Source organism: Pandoraea communis, assembly GCF_902459745.1.
Lineage (GTDB): Bacteria > Pseudomonadota > Gammaproteobacteria > Burkholderiales > Burkholderiaceae > Pandoraea > Pandoraea communis.
This window is the reverse complement of sequence record NZ_CABPSJ010000001.1, coordinates 1,052,288-1,069,005: the sequence shown is the minus strand read 5'-3', so window position 1 is coordinate 1,069,005 and position 16,718 is coordinate 1,052,288. Positions and strand designations below refer to the sequence as shown.

Annotated in this window: 17 protein-coding genes and 1 pseudogene; 14 read left to right on the top strand and 4 right to left on the bottom strand. The window is 58.5% G+C overall.

From position 1 onward, the window contains the following. Nucleotides 1-229: 229 nt before the first annotated feature. From PCO31110_RS26330 to PCO31110_RS04875, 10 genes and pseudogenes are all read left to right on the top strand, one after another. Nucleotides 230-973 (top strand): annotated as a pseudogene (locus PCO31110_RS26330) (hemagglutinin repeat-containing protein); the annotation flags it as partial. A 1,997-nt stretch (nt 974-2,970) separates the two neighbouring features. After that, the gene (locus PCO31110_RS25955) at nt 2,971-4,005 is read left to right on the top strand and encodes a hypothetical protein (protein ID WP_246189761.1); all 1,035 of its coding nucleotides are present in this window, start codon (nt 2,971-2,973) and stop codon (nt 4,003-4,005) included. After that, nucleotides 3,912-4,385: an Imm42 family immunity protein gene (locus PCO31110_RS04910; RefSeq protein ID WP_246189755.1), complete on the top strand. Its 474-nt coding sequence runs from the start codon at nt 3,912-3,914 to the stop codon at nt 4,383-4,385. The genes PCO31110_RS25955 and PCO31110_RS04910 overlap by 94 nt, the downstream gene beginning before the upstream one ends. 283 nt (nt 4,386-4,668) lie before the next feature. Further along, entirely contained in the window at nt 4,669-4,974 is a 306-nt protein-coding gene (locus tag PCO31110_RS04905) for a hypothetical protein (RefSeq protein ID WP_150689757.1), read from the top strand. A gap of 595 nt (nt 4,975-5,569) precedes the next feature. After that, nucleotides 5,570-5,899, top strand: coding sequence for a hypothetical protein (locus tag PCO31110_RS04900; RefSeq protein ID WP_150689756.1), 330 nt, complete (start codon nt 5,570-5,572; stop codon nt 5,897-5,899). A 467-nt stretch (nt 5,900-6,366) separates the two neighbouring features. Further along, complete coding sequence (locus PCO31110_RS04895; RefSeq protein WP_010806833.1) at nt 6,367-6,945, top strand: DJ-1/PfpI family protein; 579 nt, start codon at nt 6,367-6,369, stop codon at nt 6,943-6,945. A gap of 12 nt (nt 6,946-6,957) precedes the next feature. After that, nucleotides 6,958-7,356, top strand: coding sequence for a VOC family protein (locus tag PCO31110_RS04890; RefSeq protein WP_150689755.1), 399 nt, complete (start codon nt 6,958-6,960; stop codon nt 7,354-7,356). A gap of 46 nt (nt 7,357-7,402) precedes the next feature. Beyond that, nucleotides 7,403-8,014 carry a tat (twin-arginine translocation) pathway signal sequence gene (locus PCO31110_RS04885; protein ID WP_150689754.1) on the top strand — a complete coding sequence of 204 codons (612 nt, stop codon included), beginning with the start codon at nt 7,403-7,405 and terminating at the stop codon, nt 8,012-8,014. A 14-nt stretch (nt 8,015-8,028) separates the two neighbouring features. Then, nucleotides 8,029-9,615 (top strand): GMC family oxidoreductase, encoded by a 1,587-nt coding sequence (locus tag PCO31110_RS04880; RefSeq protein WP_246189724.1) that lies wholly within the window; start codon nt 8,029-8,031, stop codon nt 9,613-9,615. A gap of 104 nt (nt 9,616-9,719) precedes the next feature. Next, nucleotides 9,720-10,052, top strand: a complete 333-nt coding sequence (locus tag PCO31110_RS04875) for a ribbon-helix-helix domain-containing protein (protein WP_010806829.1) — start codon at nt 9,720-9,722, stop codon at nt 10,050-10,052. 131 nt (nt 10,053-10,183) lie between these two features. On the opposite strand, the gene PCO31110_RS04870 is transcribed toward PCO31110_RS04875, so the two are convergent. Beyond that, entirely contained in the window at nt 10,184-11,092 is a 909-nt protein-coding gene (locus PCO31110_RS04870; RefSeq protein ID WP_010806828.1) for a LysR family transcriptional regulator, read from the bottom strand. A 108-nt stretch (nt 11,093-11,200) separates the two neighbouring features. Here PCO31110_RS04870 and PCO31110_RS04865 point away from each other — a divergent pair, with 108 nt between their 5' ends. The 4 genes from PCO31110_RS04865 to PCO31110_RS04850 all read left to right on the top strand — a co-directional run bounded on the left by PCO31110_RS04865 (nt 11,201) and on the right by PCO31110_RS04850 (nt 14,991). Further along, nucleotides 11,201-12,082, top strand: coding sequence for an aldo/keto reductase family oxidoreductase (locus PCO31110_RS04865; RefSeq protein WP_010806827.1), 882 nt, complete (start codon nt 11,201-11,203; stop codon nt 12,080-12,082). A gap of 290 nt (nt 12,083-12,372) precedes the next feature. Beyond that, nucleotides 12,373-13,638 carry a styrene monooxygenase/indole monooxygenase family protein gene (locus PCO31110_RS04860; protein ID WP_150689752.1) on the top strand — a complete coding sequence of 422 codons (1,266 nt, stop codon included), beginning with the start codon at nt 12,373-12,375 and terminating at the stop codon, nt 13,636-13,638. Beyond that, on the top strand, nt 13,628-14,176 hold the full coding sequence (locus PCO31110_RS04855) for a flavin reductase family protein (RefSeq protein WP_010806825.1): 549 nt from the start codon (nt 13,628-13,630) through the stop codon (nt 14,174-14,176). Before PCO31110_RS04860 ends, PCO31110_RS04855 begins: the two co-directional genes overlap by 11 nt. Next, nucleotides 14,173-14,991, top strand: a complete 819-nt coding sequence (locus PCO31110_RS04850) for an SDR family oxidoreductase (protein WP_010806824.1) — start codon at nt 14,173-14,175, stop codon at nt 14,989-14,991. Before PCO31110_RS04855 ends, PCO31110_RS04850 begins: the two co-directional genes overlap by 4 nt. 91 nt (nt 14,992-15,082) lie before the next feature. Here the strand turns inward: PCO31110_RS04850 and PCO31110_RS04845 are convergent, their stop codons facing one another. From PCO31110_RS04845 to PCO31110_RS04835, 3 genes are all read right to left on the bottom strand, one after another. After that, nucleotides 15,083-16,015 (bottom strand): catechol 2,3-dioxygenase, encoded by a 933-nt coding sequence (locus tag PCO31110_RS04845; protein WP_010806823.1) that lies wholly within the window; start codon nt 16,013-16,015, stop codon nt 15,083-15,085. A 20-nt stretch (nt 16,016-16,035) separates the two neighbouring features. Then, nucleotides 16,036-16,377 (bottom strand): 2Fe-2S iron-sulfur cluster-binding protein, encoded by a 342-nt coding sequence (locus PCO31110_RS04840; RefSeq protein ID WP_150689751.1) that lies wholly within the window; start codon nt 16,375-16,377, stop codon nt 16,036-16,038. Between the two features lie 74 nt (nt 16,378-16,451). Continuing rightward, nucleotides 16,452-16,715 (bottom strand): SemiSWEET transporter, encoded by a 264-nt coding sequence (locus PCO31110_RS04835; RefSeq protein ID WP_010806821.1) that lies wholly within the window; start codon nt 16,713-16,715, stop codon nt 16,452-16,454. Nucleotides 16,716-16,718: the final 3 nt, after the last annotated feature.

Below are 16,718 nucleotides of genomic sequence, written 5' to 3'. Positions count from 1 at the left end.
GCTACGGCGGCATGGATGTCTCGGGGGCGCGCTGATTGTGCCAGTTGGAGGAAGAGAACCAGCGGCTCGAGCGCTTGGTCGCCGACTAGGCGATCGACATCCGGGTCTTGAAGGGCGTTCGAGGAAAAAATGTGAGCTCGCCCGTGCGACGTCGAGAAATCGTGTGGTAAGTGATTGCGCCGCACGACTATTAGGAGCGCAGGCACGTGCCGAGAATAAAGTCCGGTTCGAGGTGAGTTTTGGCTCGTCGAGCAGTCGTTCGACGTCATCCGTCGACAGCACGAAGAACGTGTCGAGCAACATCAAGGCGGGCGGTACTGCGGCGTTCATAGCGACTGGAGATGCGGCGTCGGGGAAAGGCAACGTCAACATCATCGGCTCGAACATCGATGCAAAGGACGTTCTGCTGCAAGCGAACAATCAAGTCAACGTGCTCAGCAGCCAGGACACGGAGTCGACACGCAGCGAGAACGAATCGAAGAGCGGCAGCTTCGGCGTGTCGTACGGCACGAGCGGCTGGGGCGTATCGGCATCGCTCTCGAAGTCCAGCGGCGACGCGAACTCGGATTCGACATTCCAAAACAACTCCCACATTAATGCGAGTAACACCGCCGTGATTGTGAGCGGTGGCGACACGAACATCGTTGGCGGGAATGTGAACGCCGATAAGGTGATAGCACGCGTGGGAGGTAATCTGAACATTGCCAGCGTGCAGGACACGAGCGAGAGTTCAGCGCATCAGGAGAGCATGGGTGGCGGGCTGAGCCTCAGCATGGGAGGCGCATCGGGGAGCTTCAGTTACTCGCGCGGTAACGCCAGCGGGAACTACGCGGGTGTCGTCGAGCAGTCGGGGATTCAGGCGGGGAGCGGTGGCTTTGACGTCAACGTAACGGGCAATACCGATCTGAAGGGTGCGTACATCGCCAGCACGGCAGACGCGTCGAAGAATCAACTGACGACGGGTACGCTGACATTCTCCGATATCGAGAACCACTCGGACTACAGTGCACACAGCTTTGGCGTTGGCGGCGGGTTCACGATGGGCAACGGTGGAGCGAACGAGCGCACGACGGGGCCGACGTCGGGCAAGAACACCGGTGGCATCTCGCCAATGCTGCCGCAGTCGGAGAGCGGCGGCGAGCGGGGCACGACGCGTAGTGGCGTAAGCGGGGGCACCATCACGGTGACGAACGGCGCAAGCCAGACGCAAGACCTCGCAAGCCTGAACCGCGACACGACAAACCTGAATGACACAGTCAGTCGCACGCCGGATCTGCAGAATTTGCTCAACGACCAGTCGCGATTGATGGCAGCGGCGACGGCGGCCGGGGAGGCGGTGGCGCGGGATATCGGGTCGTATGCGAATAGGAAGGAAGAGGAAGCTAAGGAGAAGGCGAAAAACACTGAAGACCCCACGTTGAAGGCGCAGTACTTGCAAGAGGCAAAGGACTGGTCGGAGGGCGGGGATTACCGCGCGGCGATGCACGCGGCCGGAGGCGCGATTGTTGCGGGGTTGGGCGGAGGTAATGCCTTGGGTGGTGCGATGGGCGCGGGGCTAACGTCAAAGCTCGGCGGCGTGTTGAATGATCTGAGCAACAATATTCAGAACGCACATCCGACAGGCAATGCGGATATCGATCAGGCATTGGCGCAAATCGTGACGACTGGGCTCGGAACGGCCATTGGTGCAGCGGCTGGTGGGACTTCTGGGGCTTTCACCGGGTTTAATACTGATCGGTTCAATAGGCAGTTGTATTCCGATGAGCATACGTTGGCGAAGAACATCGCAAAGATGAGCAACGGACGCTACACACAGGAACAAGTGGAAGATCAGATGCGAATTATGGGCGTCTCGCAGACAGGGGGCGGAGCGGTTCCGGAGGGTGTTGCTGAGGAGCTAAATGGGCGCACGCCGACCGACACGGGTGCTCGATGGATTAATACGGGTCTAACGAATGAGAACGGAAACCCGTTGATTTTCCAATCGTTACAGGAGCCGAATCAGGAGTTGCAGGCGTTTATCATGGCGAATTACAACTCAGCATCTCCGGGGCAAGTGCCGAGTACCTTCACGTACGCGCCGACGCCGGCTAAGACGGATGTGCGGGGGACGGTGGCCGATGTGGCGGGTGGCGTTTCGACTGCGGCCGGGCGGTTTGGGGCAATCACTGCGGCCGGGGCTTCCCTACCTTCGCCTTTTGCGCCGGGATTGGTCACAGCATCTTACGTTGCGACCGCGACAGGCATGGCGGCGGATGCTGTGGTCCAAATCGCAAAGCCGGACATTGGTCAATATTTGGTTTCTAGCGGAGTCGGGTATGCGGTTAGCGCAGCCACGGAAAAGTTTCCAGGCTTGGGGCCTGCGATCAACGAGACTGCGAACGCTATAAACAATGGTAGTACGTCACAGTCCGCGCAGGATTTCATCAATAAGTACTTGAACAAGATAATTAACAGCGTGAATGGATCCAGGGAGAAATGAGGGAAAAGCTCAAGATTATCGAGGAAGGGAACTTCACAAGATGGTTCAGGCTATGCTTGATCGCTGCGGGATTTGGCATTATGTACTGCACGTTCAAGTTTATTGAGCCATCAATATGGAGTGGGGCCTTGCTACTGGTCGGCTTGAGTATAGCCGCGGTGGGAGGGATGACAAGTCGTGCAGCATTGCTAAGAATCAAGCCATTCGACAACAGCCAAAAGAAAGCACGCGACAGCTACAAGTCGAAGGGCGACGAAGAGAATCAGTCGAAGTAGACGTGACGAACCCGGCCTTGGCCGGGTTCGCTGCTTGTGGAGGGCGTTCAGTCGGAGATGAGCGTGCGCGCTATTTGCTTCAGGGATATGGGAGCCTTGGCGTTCATGCAGTGATCTGCCGAATCTACTCAACGACCAGTCGCGGTTGGCGCGGCGGCTGGAGGGGCGTCTGGGGCGTTCACGGGATTTAATGTTGATCGGTTTAACCGGCAGTTGCATCCGGAAGAAAAGGCTCTGATTCACAATAAAGCGAATGGCGATGCAGCGGCAGAAAAGCGCCTCACCGCTGCCGCGTGCTATCGGGTGGAGTGCTGGGCACAGTATTCGCCTAACAGCCCAGAATGGCTGGCGAACTACGTTAGCCCAGTGGATGCAAGAGATTTAGGACCTGAACTGAAGTGGGTGGATAGCCAGAAGGTGGCGGGTGGGAGGTTCGATTACTCGATATCGGAGCGTTTTAGCGACTCGCTCAGCAGCCAGTTTGATCAGGCCAGCCGAGGTGCTCGGCGTGTGGGGCAAGACGCCGTAGCGCTTGCGCAAGATCCCCGACGAGCTTTCGGGCAAGTCGTGGGACAGATGCGAGATGATGCGCTTGCGAAAGCATCGGAGCGACCCGAAGACTTAATTGCTCGGAGCGTAGCTAACGGGCTGAACGCATTGCTTGGCATGGGCGGTGCTAGGCCGCCGACTGTGAGTCCTGGGGCGGTGCTGATGCAAGGTGCGACGGGAGCCGAGCTTGCGGGAGGCGTGGGGACGCCAGCGAAGTTGCCGGACAATGTGATGGCGTCGGGAGGCGATAAAAATCGCCTCCCGATTCCTGACGTAGCTAAGGGTGAGAACGGACTCCAAGTCGAGTCTAATCCAAAATATACACCGGGCATGGGGGGTAACAGGCCGAATGCGGGCGTTGAACCAAAGAACTCTCCCGACCTATTTAATTCATCTGTGTCAGGGGGAGATGGGGTTCGCTATGCAATCGACGAGAGTGGGAACATAAATAGATTTTCGTCCAACGGAAACGGTGTTTATCATTGGTCTGGATCCACCGGTGACGCTTCGGCGTCATTGAATGTCTCAAAAATTCCAATTGAAATAAAGCGGTCACTTGGTTTTAAGGGGGGTAAATGCTATTCGGAAACCCTGATTCATTTGCTATATGGTTTGATCAAGTTGATTCATGGTCAAATGAGAGATTTAAAAACGGGTGTTTTGGGTACTTCTTGGGGGGGGAGTTTGTTTTTTCTATGAAATCCACACTTGGAGTCGATTTTTATAGATTGAAATCGATGTATTCGATGGGGAATTCGGTCGAAGATGAGGAGCTTTTCAAACTCCCGGATCAGGTTGCATACAAAAATCTCTGTTCGCGATCTTTTCCGCCTCTAGACTCTGATGCTGAGAATAGCGATTTTAGGTATTTAGTTTCAGCTGAGAGTCTTTCTGACGATGGTTGGTACGTGTTTCTTGTGGAATTTGGTACCCAGGCAAAGCTAATTTTTGGTTTTGAAAACGATCCGAATAGTGTCGGTCAGGTAGTTTTGGAGCGTGGTGAGTTTCAGAGGGTTGTGGCGGAATCGATTGAGAAATCCGGTTGTCTAATTTCTCACCCATCGACTGACCTTGATTAAGAATCTGAGTCGATCTAAGTTGGAATGTCGGTGTAGTCGGAAACGGCCATATAAGCGATGCAAAAGCTATCGCCGAAATTCCTCAAGCAGTAGACCACCCCCGCGCCTAACGGCTGCGTAACTGGAGATTGCGCTGCCGGATTATTGGCAGGCGGCCGAACATCACTGCCGGGGGGTGACATTTACTGTTGGACCGAGCGGCCCCTTGTGCTGGGGTACGGGGTATCAGCTGGCGCTGGCGTCTACCTCGCCCTGGCGGACAAGATTTGGGATTCGGAGAATAATGGAAAATTCATTGGAAACATCACCGACGGGATTCCGATATATCGCGATCCTGGGGCCTGTTGATTGGGAAAGTGCTCCAAGTATTGTTGAGAAGATCCTTAGCCTTATTGGTGCCGTTGAGGTGACGAGGATTGCGAATGATGACGGGATATCCGTTGATGCAAAATGGTGGAATTTCACCTTCAATGGAAAACGATTCAGGATAGTCCACGAAGAATGGCCACAGGGTCTTTCAATAGAGCCGATTGAAACCGTAGACTTACCGATATTGTTCGAAATTACCCAGAGGCTCTTGGCTGCGTAGTCAATGTGCTCCGTTGCAATGAGCGTCGTGAAAACATGAGAATGTAACGGCGCACAATGGACCAATCCACGTGCGAATCTTCGGCGTCACGGCGTCGAAATGGGATAAGAAAATGCTAAATCCGTTTACCAAACAGCAGTTGCCTCCGTATTTCGGTCAAGGGGTGCTGACGTACGGGGTTGGCTCGAAGAGCGTCACGGTTACCAATGACATCCTTGATTCAAGAAAATGAATGTTACGCACGTCATTCGGTCCGTCCGCCTTGTGCTAATAGTTGGGGGCGCATTTTTATGCTCCAGCCCCTTTTGGGGCGCAATCGTTGTTGTGGCTACACGTCGGATTCTTCACGTAAAGGATGAGTCCATCCTTCTTGGTCTATTCGCCGTGACCTCTGCAATTTGTTTGTATTTTTGCATCGCCGTTTTGCCAAGGCATGTGAAGAGGACCGATATCGTATGATTGCCCCCTCGTTGGCGCACTATGTGAATCCACAGGATGCCCGAGTTGAAGTGGGTGCGTAGACCCGACAAGCGGCGCGCGAATCATCGATACAACTTTACGCGCGCCCGGGGGGATCATTCGCTAGGAAGTAGTCATGATCACATTGCCAACGTATCTTGTAGATCAAGCTAGTCGCACTGAAGACTTACTCGTTAAAATTGCTGGCAGAAATGAGAAAATTCTAGGTTTATATAGAAGCCAGTTGAAGTCGATTTTTCATGACATAAAATCAGGAGAACTTCAGGCGCCCAGTGATGTGTTATCTGGATATTGGTATTACTTTTCACCGGAGGGGCCGTGGCACATATGGGAAACGTTTCCTGATTTGGTTTCTTCAATTTCTACTGTAATTAATTTGCTTGGATTGTGTGACGAGCAGGAGTTTTATGCATATTGTCGGCGACATAAAATTAATGTCGACTGATTGATAATGAAGTCGTATATAGCGGTAGTCCTAGCGCGCGCTACGCCACCGCTCCAGCGTCTCGGTGCACCATCGGGTTCGCGCTTGATGGCTTCCGTAGGTGCTCTCTCTGGCAGCAACATTCATCCGGGCCCCCCCTGTCCTGGAATTGACCTGACGGATATTTTCGTACCACTGGTTTCTAGAGATTCACGGCCCCAGTGGTTGAACTACGTTCGCTAACCCGACGAAATTCTGCGAGGGTTAGGTACCCCAGATTGTTCCCCATTTAGCCATCTATTACCCGCGTGATCGTGGGCTTCCTATACTCGATCAAAAGTTGACTGCATTCGTGGCTGATTGGTGGCCGTGGCTACCTGTCGTCGCGACTAAAGCACTCGAGGGTTTTCATTTCAATCTCAAATCCTAGGTAGTACCCAAGATTCATCCCCGTATCGCTTCTTCACCTAATGTAGGAGGTCGCAACAATGGGAAAGCGAATTCTGATCATCGCCGGCGATTTCGTCGAAGACTATGAGTTGATGGTGCCGTTCCAGGCGTTGTCCGCAGTGGGGCATACAGTCCATGTGGTAGCGCCCGACAAACGCGCAGGTGACGCGATCCGTACGGCCATTCACGATTTCGAAGGTGATCAGACTTACACCGAAAAGCGTGGCCACAATTTCACGTTGAATGCCGATTTCGCCACCATAGAGCCGAGCGCCTATGACGCGCTTCTGATTCCCGGCGGCCGAGCGCCCGAGTATCTGCGTCTGAACGAGCGAGTCATCAGCGCTGTGCGTCATTTCGCGGAGGCAAAGAAACCAATCGCTGCGGTATGTCACGGCGCCCAATTGCTGGCCGCCGCTGGCGTCATTGAAGGCAAGCGCATCTCCGCGTACCCGGCATGCGCTCCGGAGGTCACCCTGGCGGGCGGCTCCTATCAATCTCTCGACTGGCCCGATGCCATCACCGACGGCAATTTCGTGACCGCACCCGCATGGACGTCGCATGCCAACTGGCTGGCTCAGTTTCTGACGCTCCTTGGCACCCGAATCACGCACTAAAAAGACAACGTTGTGGCAAAACTCATTCACACCATGATTCGTGTCGTCGACCTGGATCGGTCGCTGCGCTTCTATGAGGCCGCGTTGGGACTCACGCCCAGCCACCGTCTGGACTTCGACGAATTCTCTCTTGTGTATCTCCGCAACGCCGAAACCGAGGTGGAGATTGAACTTACGTGGAACAAAGGGCGAGAAACGCCGTACTCGCATGGAGATGGGTACGGTCACGTTGCCGTGGTTGTCGGTGACGTTCACGCCGAGCGTGAACGTCTGATAGCCCTGGGACTTCAACCGAAGGACATCCGGGAATTTAACAACGCATCCGGCGACTTGCTGGCGCGCTACTTCTTCATTGAAGACCCGGATGGCTACAAGATTGAGGTGCTCGAGAAGCACGGGCACTACCAGTAGCGGATATATCGGGCCAAAGAGCCCGGAACCCACAAAGGAGACAAAAATGGTAGGCAAGACAATCACGATTGCACGCCAGGAAAGCGGCGCCATCGAAAGCGGCATGCGGGTCGAGCTAACACGCCGTGAGATGCTAAGAGGAACGGGCATCCTGATCGGTACGCTTGCGCTGTCATCCACGCTGGCGATGGTGACACCCAGCCGAGTCTGGGCTGCGGAACTACAGCGCCTGAGCACACATCAAGGGGCAGTCCTTCTCGCCCTAAGCAAGCAGATCTTCCCCCACAGCAACCTCGACGATGCTGTCTACGCGCTCCTCGTCAAGGCGCTGGACGGCAAGGCCCAGAAAGATGCCACCGTGCGCAAGCAACTGGTGGACGGTATTCGAGAACTGGATCGGCGCGCTCCCGGCACGGATTGGACCAAGCAACCGGCGCAAGCCCAGATTCAAGACGTAGACGCAATCTCGAAGTCTCCATTCTTTGAGACCGTTCGTGGTACCGGCATCGTGGCTCTCTACAGCAATACACTCGCCTACAAGCATTTTGGTTATCGCGCCAGCGAAGGTGACGGCGGCTATCTGTTCAACGGATTCAACGACCTGGCTTGGCTGCCGAATCCCCCTGAACAAGACAGTGGTCCGATCCCTGCACAGTGATGAGGAGAACCAAATTGGCTACGAAAGATAAGGGCAAGGTCTTTTCCCTGAACGACGACAGCGTCGTTGTGATTATCGGCTCCGGCGCGGGCGGTGGCACCCTGGCGAACGAACTCGCTCAAAAAGGGATCGACGTGGTTGTGCTCGAGGCGGGTGCGCTGCATACGCAAGCGGACTTCAAGACGGAGGAGTGGGATTCCTTTCAGCTATTGTCCTGGCTCGACAAGCGGACGACGTCGGGTACGTGGCGCGTGGCAAAGGACTTTCCGAACTTGCCCGCGTGGATTTGCAAGACCGTCGGCGGCACGACGACTCACTGGGCGGGGGCCAGCTTGCGCTTCCAGGAGCACGAATTCAAAGCACGCACGACATACGGTGCGATCGACGGCACCAGCCTGCTTGACTGGCCAGTCACTCTCCAGGATCTAGCGCCGTACTATGATCTGGCAGAGAAGAAGATGGGAGTGACTCGCACGAATGGTCTGCCCGGTTTGCCTGGGAACAACAACTTCAAGGTGATGTCGGCCGGCGCCAAGAAGGTCGGATACAAGGAGTGTAATACCGGTCACATGGCCATCAACAGCGTCAATCGCGATGGCCGTAGCCACTGTTATCAGCGCGGCTTTTGCTTCCAGGGCTGCCGCTTCGGCGCCAAATGGTCCACGCTTTACACGGAGATTCCCAAGGCGCAAGCCACAGGCCATATGGAGCTTCGCCCGCAATCGCACGTGGTGAGCATCGAGCACAATGCCGAAGGCAAGGTCACCGCGGTGCTGTACCACGACGTCAAAGGCAAGCTTCAGCGCCAGAAGGCTCGCATCGTCGCAGTTGCGGGCAATTCCATCGAAACGCCGCGCTTGCTCCTGAATTCGGCGTCGGGCAAATTCTCTAACGGCCTGGCCAATTCTTCCGACCAGGTGGGGCGCAATTACATGCGTCACACGACTGGAACCGTGTATGGGGTCTTTGACAAGCCCGTGGAGATGTTCAAAGGCACTACCATGGCCGGAATCATCGAAGATGAGGCACACCACGACCCGAAGCGAGGTTTCGCAGGCGGCTATCATTTGGAGACACTTTCGGTCGGGCTGCCCTTCTTCGCTGCGTTCTACGATCCCGGCACCTGGGGCGCGAAGTTCACGCAAGCCATGGATGAATACGCTCACACCGCATCGATGTGGATCGTCGGCGAGGATATGCCCCGCGCGACAAACCGCGTGACGCTGAACAAAGACGTCAAGGATCAGTACGGTCTGCCGGTGGCGAACGTCCATTTTGACGATCACGACAACGACACCGCCATGCGCAATCATGCATACAAGCAGGGCCAGGCAGTGTACGAGGCGGTTGGTGCGAAGTCGACGTTCCGTTCTCCGCCCTTCCCGTCGACGCACAATCTGGGTACGGCGCGTATGAGTGCGCGTGCCCAGGATGGCGTCTGCAACGGATTTGGGCAGACGCATGACATTCCGAACCTGTTCATTTCCGACGGCAGTCAATTCACCACGGGTGCCGGCGAGAATCCCACGCTCACGATCGTTACCCTGGCAATTCGGCAAGCCGATTACATCGCGGATCAGATGGGCAAACGTCACATCTGAAACCTTGTAGCATTGGAGACGGATAGCGACGCTTAAAGCGCGGCTGGATGGCTAGCGATACATCCAGTCGCATCTTTGTTTTTTGCGATGAAGGGGGATGATTCATGTGTAACGTCTACATCACTGCCGACCCAATCGTCTATGAATCCCGCACTCGTTCTCTTCGCATTCACGGTGTCGTCACGACGGTTCGCCTGGAAAATCTCTTCTGGGATGTTCTGCAAGAAATCGCCGTACGCGAACATTCGACGACCAGCCAGTTTGCGGCCAAACTCTATGACGAGCTGACGGTCTTGCGGGGCGAGCCACCGGTCAATTTCGCATCGTTCTTGCGCGTCTGCTGCCTACGCTACCTTTCACTGAATTCAGTAGGCGAAAAGCCCGGCGTGGACCGCATCATGGACCGTGGCTTCAGACCGATGGTGGTCGGGGCCTAATCCAGCGTCCACGATGGGACGCTTTCAATAATGACACCAGGTGCTCCAGCGTGCTGCGGATGATTGGTGTCGCTGATGAACGCAATCGCTTGACCACAGGCCGTAAGTGCTTACGATTCCTGCATTGGACCTCACGCACCGATCCGCTGCGCCTGAACGAAATCCACGAAGGCCCGAAGCGGTGCCGGGAGATGGCGCCGGCCCGGGTAATACAGGAAGGGCCCGGTGAAGGGCTGCCACCACGTCTCCAGCACCGGCACCAGGGCGCCACTATCGAGGTGAGGTCTCAACCAGTCTTCGAACAGGTGGATGACGCCACAGCCCGAGACGGCTGCGTCGATCGCCAGATCCACCCCGCCGCTTATCCGATAAATCAAGGGCCCACCGGGCTCCACGGTCACCACCTCGGCCTTGCGTTGGAATTCCCAAGCTGGCATGGCGCCGCTGGCAAAACGACCACGCAGGCAGGCGTGGTTCAGCAGGTCGCGCGGATGGTTCGGGCATCCGCGAGCGGCGAGATAGGTGGGAGCGGCCGCCGTCGCCATGCGCTGCCGGCGCGGACCGATGGGGATGGCGATCATGTCTTGGGCCAGGCGCTCCTCGTAACGGATGCCGGCGTCACATCCCGCCGAGAGGATGTCGACAAACCCCTCCTCGACCACCACGTCCAAGAGGATGTCCGGGTAGGCGGCCAAGAAGGGCGGCACCAGACTAGGCAATACCAGCCGCGCCGCACTGGCCGGTACATTGAGCCGCAATGTTCCGACCGGACGATCCCGAAAGCCGTTAACGACGTCGAGCGCGGCCTCGATCTCACCGAGCGCCGGACCGAGCCGTTCCAGCAATCGCGCACCGGCCTCGGTCGGCGACACGCTGCGCGTACTGCGGTGGAGCAGGCGTACACCCAGCCGCGTCTCCAGCCGTCGCAGGGCCTCGCTCAGGCTCGACGCACTGACACCGCCGGCCCGGGCCGCTTCGCGAAAGCCACCGGCCCGGGCGACGGCCATGAACGCCGTCAGGTCGCTGAGCTGTTCTGCCATTGAGATTCACTCCATTGTTCGCCAATATGCACAGACTGTACCAATTACACATACTTATCGCACAAGGTCAAGTTGAATATATTGAGGACTTCTTGAAAGGAGATCTCGATGAAAACTATCCATCAGGCAGGCAAATTCCGCGTCGGCAGTCGTGATGTCGGACGGATGGGCTACGGTGCCATGCAACTGGCCGGGCCCGGCGTCTTTGGTCCGCCCAGAGACAGGGAGGCTTCAGTGGCCGTGCTTCGCGCAGCGGTGGAAAGCGGCGTCAATCACATCGACACCAGTGACTTCTACGGCCCGCACATCACCAACCAGATTATTCGCCAGGCGTTGCACCCCTACCCCGACGATCTGCTGATCGTCACTAAGGTTGGTGCCCGGCGCGGCTCGGATGCCTCGTGGATACCTGCAATGTCGCCTGAGGAGCTGCGCCAGGCCGTTCACGACAACCTGCGCCATCTGGGCCTCGACGTACTGGAGGTGGTGAACCTGCGCAGCATGCTGGACGTTCATGGCCCCGCGGAAGGCTCGCTCGAAGCGCCGCTGTCAACCCTGGCCGAACTGCAGCAACAGGGTTTGATTCGCCATATCGGGCTGAGCAACGTGACGGCTCGGCAGGTCGAGGATGCGCGAAGGATCTGCGATATTGCCTGCGTGCAGAACCACTACAACCTGGTGCACCGTGGTGACGACGCGCTGGTTCAGCAACTGGCGATCGATGGCATCGCCTACGTGCCTTTCTTCCCACTCGGAGGCTTCTCTCCGTTGCAGGCGGATGCTCTGTCGGCGGTGGCAGCAGAACTGGGGGCAACGCCCATGCAGGTGGCGCTGGCCTGGTTGTTGCAGCGCTCCCCCAACATGCTGCTCATTCCCGGCACCTCCTCGGTCGAGCACCTGCGGCAGAATCTGGCGGCGGCCGAACTGAGATTGCCCGGCGAGGTGATCGACAAGCTGGAGACGGTGACCGCCAACCCTGCGTCGCTGTGATGCCGGGCGATCTGAGCGCGATAGGGTGCAGTCGCCAATTCGGCTAAAAGCGTATCGAATGTCGCCTCAAGGCTCAGGCCGAGTGAGCCGTGCAAACCGTCAAGATCGTTTCGCGGAGCCAGCGATGGGCGGGATCGTGAACGTCCGTTCAGGGGGGCGACATCAAGGGTGTTGTTCACTGGTTAAGCCCTAGGTATTTCCCTTTACCCTCATAGGTGTCCGATCCCATTTACTGCGAACGCCCATCCTCCTACCCTACGTTGGAAAATCTCAACGAGAGGATGGCTGACATGAAGAAGATTGCAATCATCGGCGGAGGCCAAGGTGGCTTTCACCTGGCCTTCGGCTTGCTCGATCGCGGATGCGATGTCACGTTGTACACTGACCGTACGCCCGACCAGTTGTTGGGCGGCAGGATTCCGAGCACGGCGTTCCTGTTCAATCAGACGCTCGACATGGAGCGGCGCCTTGGCCTGAATTTCTGGGAAGACGTCGCCCCTCTGGGCGAAGGCATGCTCGTCGATTTCCGTGAGCCGTCGGGCAAGTCGCTGCTCACCCTGAAAGGCCGCCTGTTTGACAAGTCGGGCCAAGCCATCGATCAGCGCACAAAATTCGCCCGCTGGACGCAGGAGTTCGAGCGGCGAGGCGGGCGTCTCATCTTGCAATCGGTTTCCCTGGAAGAACTCGACAGCATCGCCGCAGAATGCGACCTCACGCTCGTCGCGTCCGGCAAAGGCGCCATCAACGCCCTTTTCGCCCGTGACGCCTCTCGCAGCGTTCACGACACGCCGCCGCGCAATCTCGCCGCCCTGCTGCTCAAGGGCCCGCAAATCGTTGGTGACCGTCCTTGGTCGAAGGCCGACTTCCGGCCGTTGCGCTTCAATTTCATCTTCGGCGTCGGCGAGTTTTTCTCGCTGCCCTTCTTCACCCATTCCGCCGGCGAGTGCCGCAGTTTCCTGTTCGAGGCCCGTCCCGGCAGCGCGATGGACCGCTTCCAGGGGGCCACCGACGGCAACGAAATGCTCAAGATCGCCAAAGACGTGATACGCGACTTCGCACCCGAAGACGCCAGCCTCCTCGACGACGCGCAACTGACCGATCCGAACGCCTGGCTCAAGGGCGCCTTCACACCGACGGTGCGCCACCCCGTCGGACGCCTCCCGTCGGGCCGGGTCGTCATGGGCGTCGGCGACGCCGTGTGCCTGAACGACCCCATCGCCGGGCAAGGCGCGAACAACGCGTCGCGCATGGCCGAGCATCTTATCGATGCGATCGTGACGCACGGCACCTCACCGCACAGCGCCCAATGGATGCAGGAGACGTTCGACGCTTTCTGGGACGCCTCCGCAAGCTATACCACCGCATTCACGAATGCCCTGCTCGAGCCGCCCGGCGAAGCGATCATGCACGTGTTGGGTGCAGCCGCGAATCATCGCAACATCGCCGACGACTTTGTTGCCTGCTTCGAGACGCCGCGCAATTTCTGGCCGTGGATCGCCGACCTGCCCGCCGCGCGGCGCTTCGTCGAGGCGCGAGGGGGGAGCGATGCTGCCTGACGCTTCCCGCACGTCGTCGGACTGGCGACACGCCCATGAACTGCCCGCCGCCCGCGTCGATTTTCGGCGCGCGCTCGGTTGCTTCGCCACGGGCGTGACCGTCGTGACGATGGTCGACCACGATGGCCGGCGTATCGGTATCACGGCCAACTCGTTCTCGTCGGTGTCGATGGATCCGCCATTGATCCTGTGGAGCCTGGCTCGCAGTTCGCCGAACGCGCGGGCGTTTGCCGACTGCCGGCACTTCGCGATCAACATTCTCGCGGGAGATCAGGACGCCATCTGCACGCGCTTCGCACAGCCCGCTGCGGACAAGTTCGCAACGGTGGACATTACCGCCGGCGCGCACGACGTGCCCCTCATTACCGGTGCCGCCGCGCATCTCGAATGCGATGTCGAAGCCATCCATCCGGGCGGCGATCACCTCATTCTCGTCGGACGCGTTCAACGCTTCCGCTGGCACGACGCCGCACCACTGGTGTTCTGCAAGGGCGTGCTGCGCCCCTTTGACACCGTACTTCAGGAGCAGGAAGCATGAGCCGGAATTCCGCAACGATCTGGGGCATCGAAGGCAAGACTGCCATCGTGACCGGCGGCGCCACGCTGATCGGCGCTGCCGTGGTACGGGCATTGTGCGCGGCGCAGGCCAATGTCGTCATCGCCGATATCGATGTGCCGCGAGCCAGCGCGTTGGCCGACGAAATCGGGCCGCAAGCGTTGTTCGTCGAGACTGACCTTGCGAGCGACGAAGCGATTCGTCATTGCGTGCAGACGGCTCATGCGCACTATGGACGCATCGACATTCTGGTCAACGTCGCTTGCGCTTATGTTGATAACGGCCAAGCCTCCACCCGCGCGCAGTGGCATGCGGCGCTGGACGTCAATGTGGTGGGCGGATGCATGCTGTTGCAAGAGGCGTATCCGTTCCTGCTCGAAGCGGGTGGCGGCGCGGTGGTGAATTTCGGTTCTACCAGCGCATCCGCAGCGCAAGCCGGCCGATGGCTGTATCCGGCCAGCAAGGCCGCCATCCTGCAACTGACGCGCAGCCAGGCGCTGGATCTGGCCAAGGACGGCATCCGCGTGAATGCCGTCTCGCCGGGCTGGACGTGGTCGGGCGTACTCGACGCCATCTCGGGCGGCGACAAAGCCAAAACCAATGCTGTCGCGTCGAAGTTCCATATGCTCGGCCGCATCGGAGAGCCGGAGGAAGTCGCCAACGCCGTACTGTTCCTTGTGTCGGACAAGGCGTCGTTTGTTACCGGGGCGAACCTGGCCGTCGACGGTGGTTATGCCGCCATGGGGCCGGAGCAGACCCTCTCGCCTATTGCCGAGCTACTGCCCTCGGCCGTGTAATCCCCCGCGTGCCGGCGCGAACCGGCGCCCAAAAAAGAAACGCCCCGATCGGAATCATGCTGATCGGGGCGTTTTTCTTGCGTCTACGGTCTCAGGTCAGCACTGACAGGAACGCCTCGTTGAGCTTGCGGTCGTGATAGAAGATCGCCTTGCCGATTTCCGCTTCGGTCCAGGTGATGGTGGGCTTATCCGGGTAGTGCGTGTAGCCGCCCGAGAACACTTCATTCCGGTTGCCGGACGGGTCGAAGAAATAGATCGTCTCGCCGCGTGTGATGCCGTGGCGCGTCGGGCCGATATCGAGCGACACCTCGCGCTTGGAGATGATATCGGCCGCACGCAGCACCTCGCCCCAGTTGTCCAGACTGAACGACGCGTGGTGGAACTTGTTTTTCTCCGGGTGACGGATGAAGGCGACGTCGTGCGCTTTGTTCGAGCAGGTTAAGAAGGCGCCGATCAGCATGTTTTCGGGGCCGGCGATGATCTGCTCGGCCAGCGTAAAGCCCAGCACCTCGCGGAACAGCTTGACGGTGCCGTCGAGGTCGTCGCCGTAGAGCAGGCAGTGATCGAAGCGGCCCGGCGCCATGCCGCGAAGCCCGTCCGGCCACGGATCGGGATTGACGTCGCCGGTGGCGCAGCCGACCTGATCCTTGTGCGCGTAGATCTCGATCGAATGCCCGGTCGGTACGGTGAAGCGCAAGCGGCGTCCCGTGTGGCGCAGATCGCCCTCGGGCAGCCACGTCAGGTCCGTTGCCAGACCGCACTGCGCCAGCTCGCCGGCCAGACGCTCGAGCGTGGCGTCGGAGTCGACGCGAAAGCCCATGAAATCCATGCCGGCGCGATCCGTCTCGCGCAGGATCACGCTGTGGTGATCGTGCTCGTCCCACCCCTTGAGGAATACGCGGCCCTGCTCGTCGCGGCCGGTCTCGATCAAGCCGATCACCTCGGTGTAGTGCTTGAGCGCCGCATCCATGTCGAGTACTCGAAGCGCCACGTGTCCGGGGCGCAATACGCCAGTCAATGCCATCATTTGTCTCCTTGAGTAATTCACTGTTGTTCTTCGCCATCGTCGTTGCGCCCGCCGTCGGCACCCCGGTTCAGGCAGCGTTGCATCTTCTCGGCCAGTGCCACGCGCACATGGCTTTCGGGATAGGCGCGGCAAGCGAGCACCACACCTTCTTGCGCCTCCTGCTCGCTGACACATGCCCGACTCATCTTGCCGAGCCGGCAGGTGCCCGCGATCACCCTCACCTTGCACACGCCGCAGCCTCCACTGCGGCAGCCGACCGGAATGCCGCGCTTGCCAAGCTGCTCCATGCCGCGCAGCAGGCTTTGCTGCGCGTCGCATAGATAGCGCAGGCCAATGTCGTCGATCTCCACTTTGAACATCTCATGTCTCCCGGACTTTCCGTCCTGTCTCGACGTATGGATGCCACGCCCCCGCGTTTCGCGCGTGCCCGTTGTCACCGTGCCCGTTCGAAGCGCAGCTTCAGCACGACGATGACGATGGCCAGCAGTAGGACCACCGCGTTGTTGAGGGCGATCGGGCGGGCGCCGATAGCGATGCCGTAGTACAGCCACAGGCTCACGCCCGCGATGAAGCACGCGTACATGCCATACGAGATATCGCGCGCGGAACGCGAGCGCCAGATCTTGACGACCTGCGGTATGAACGAAACGGTGGTGAGGAGTCCCGCCAGCAGGCCAACGGCGTCGGTCGTTTCCATAAG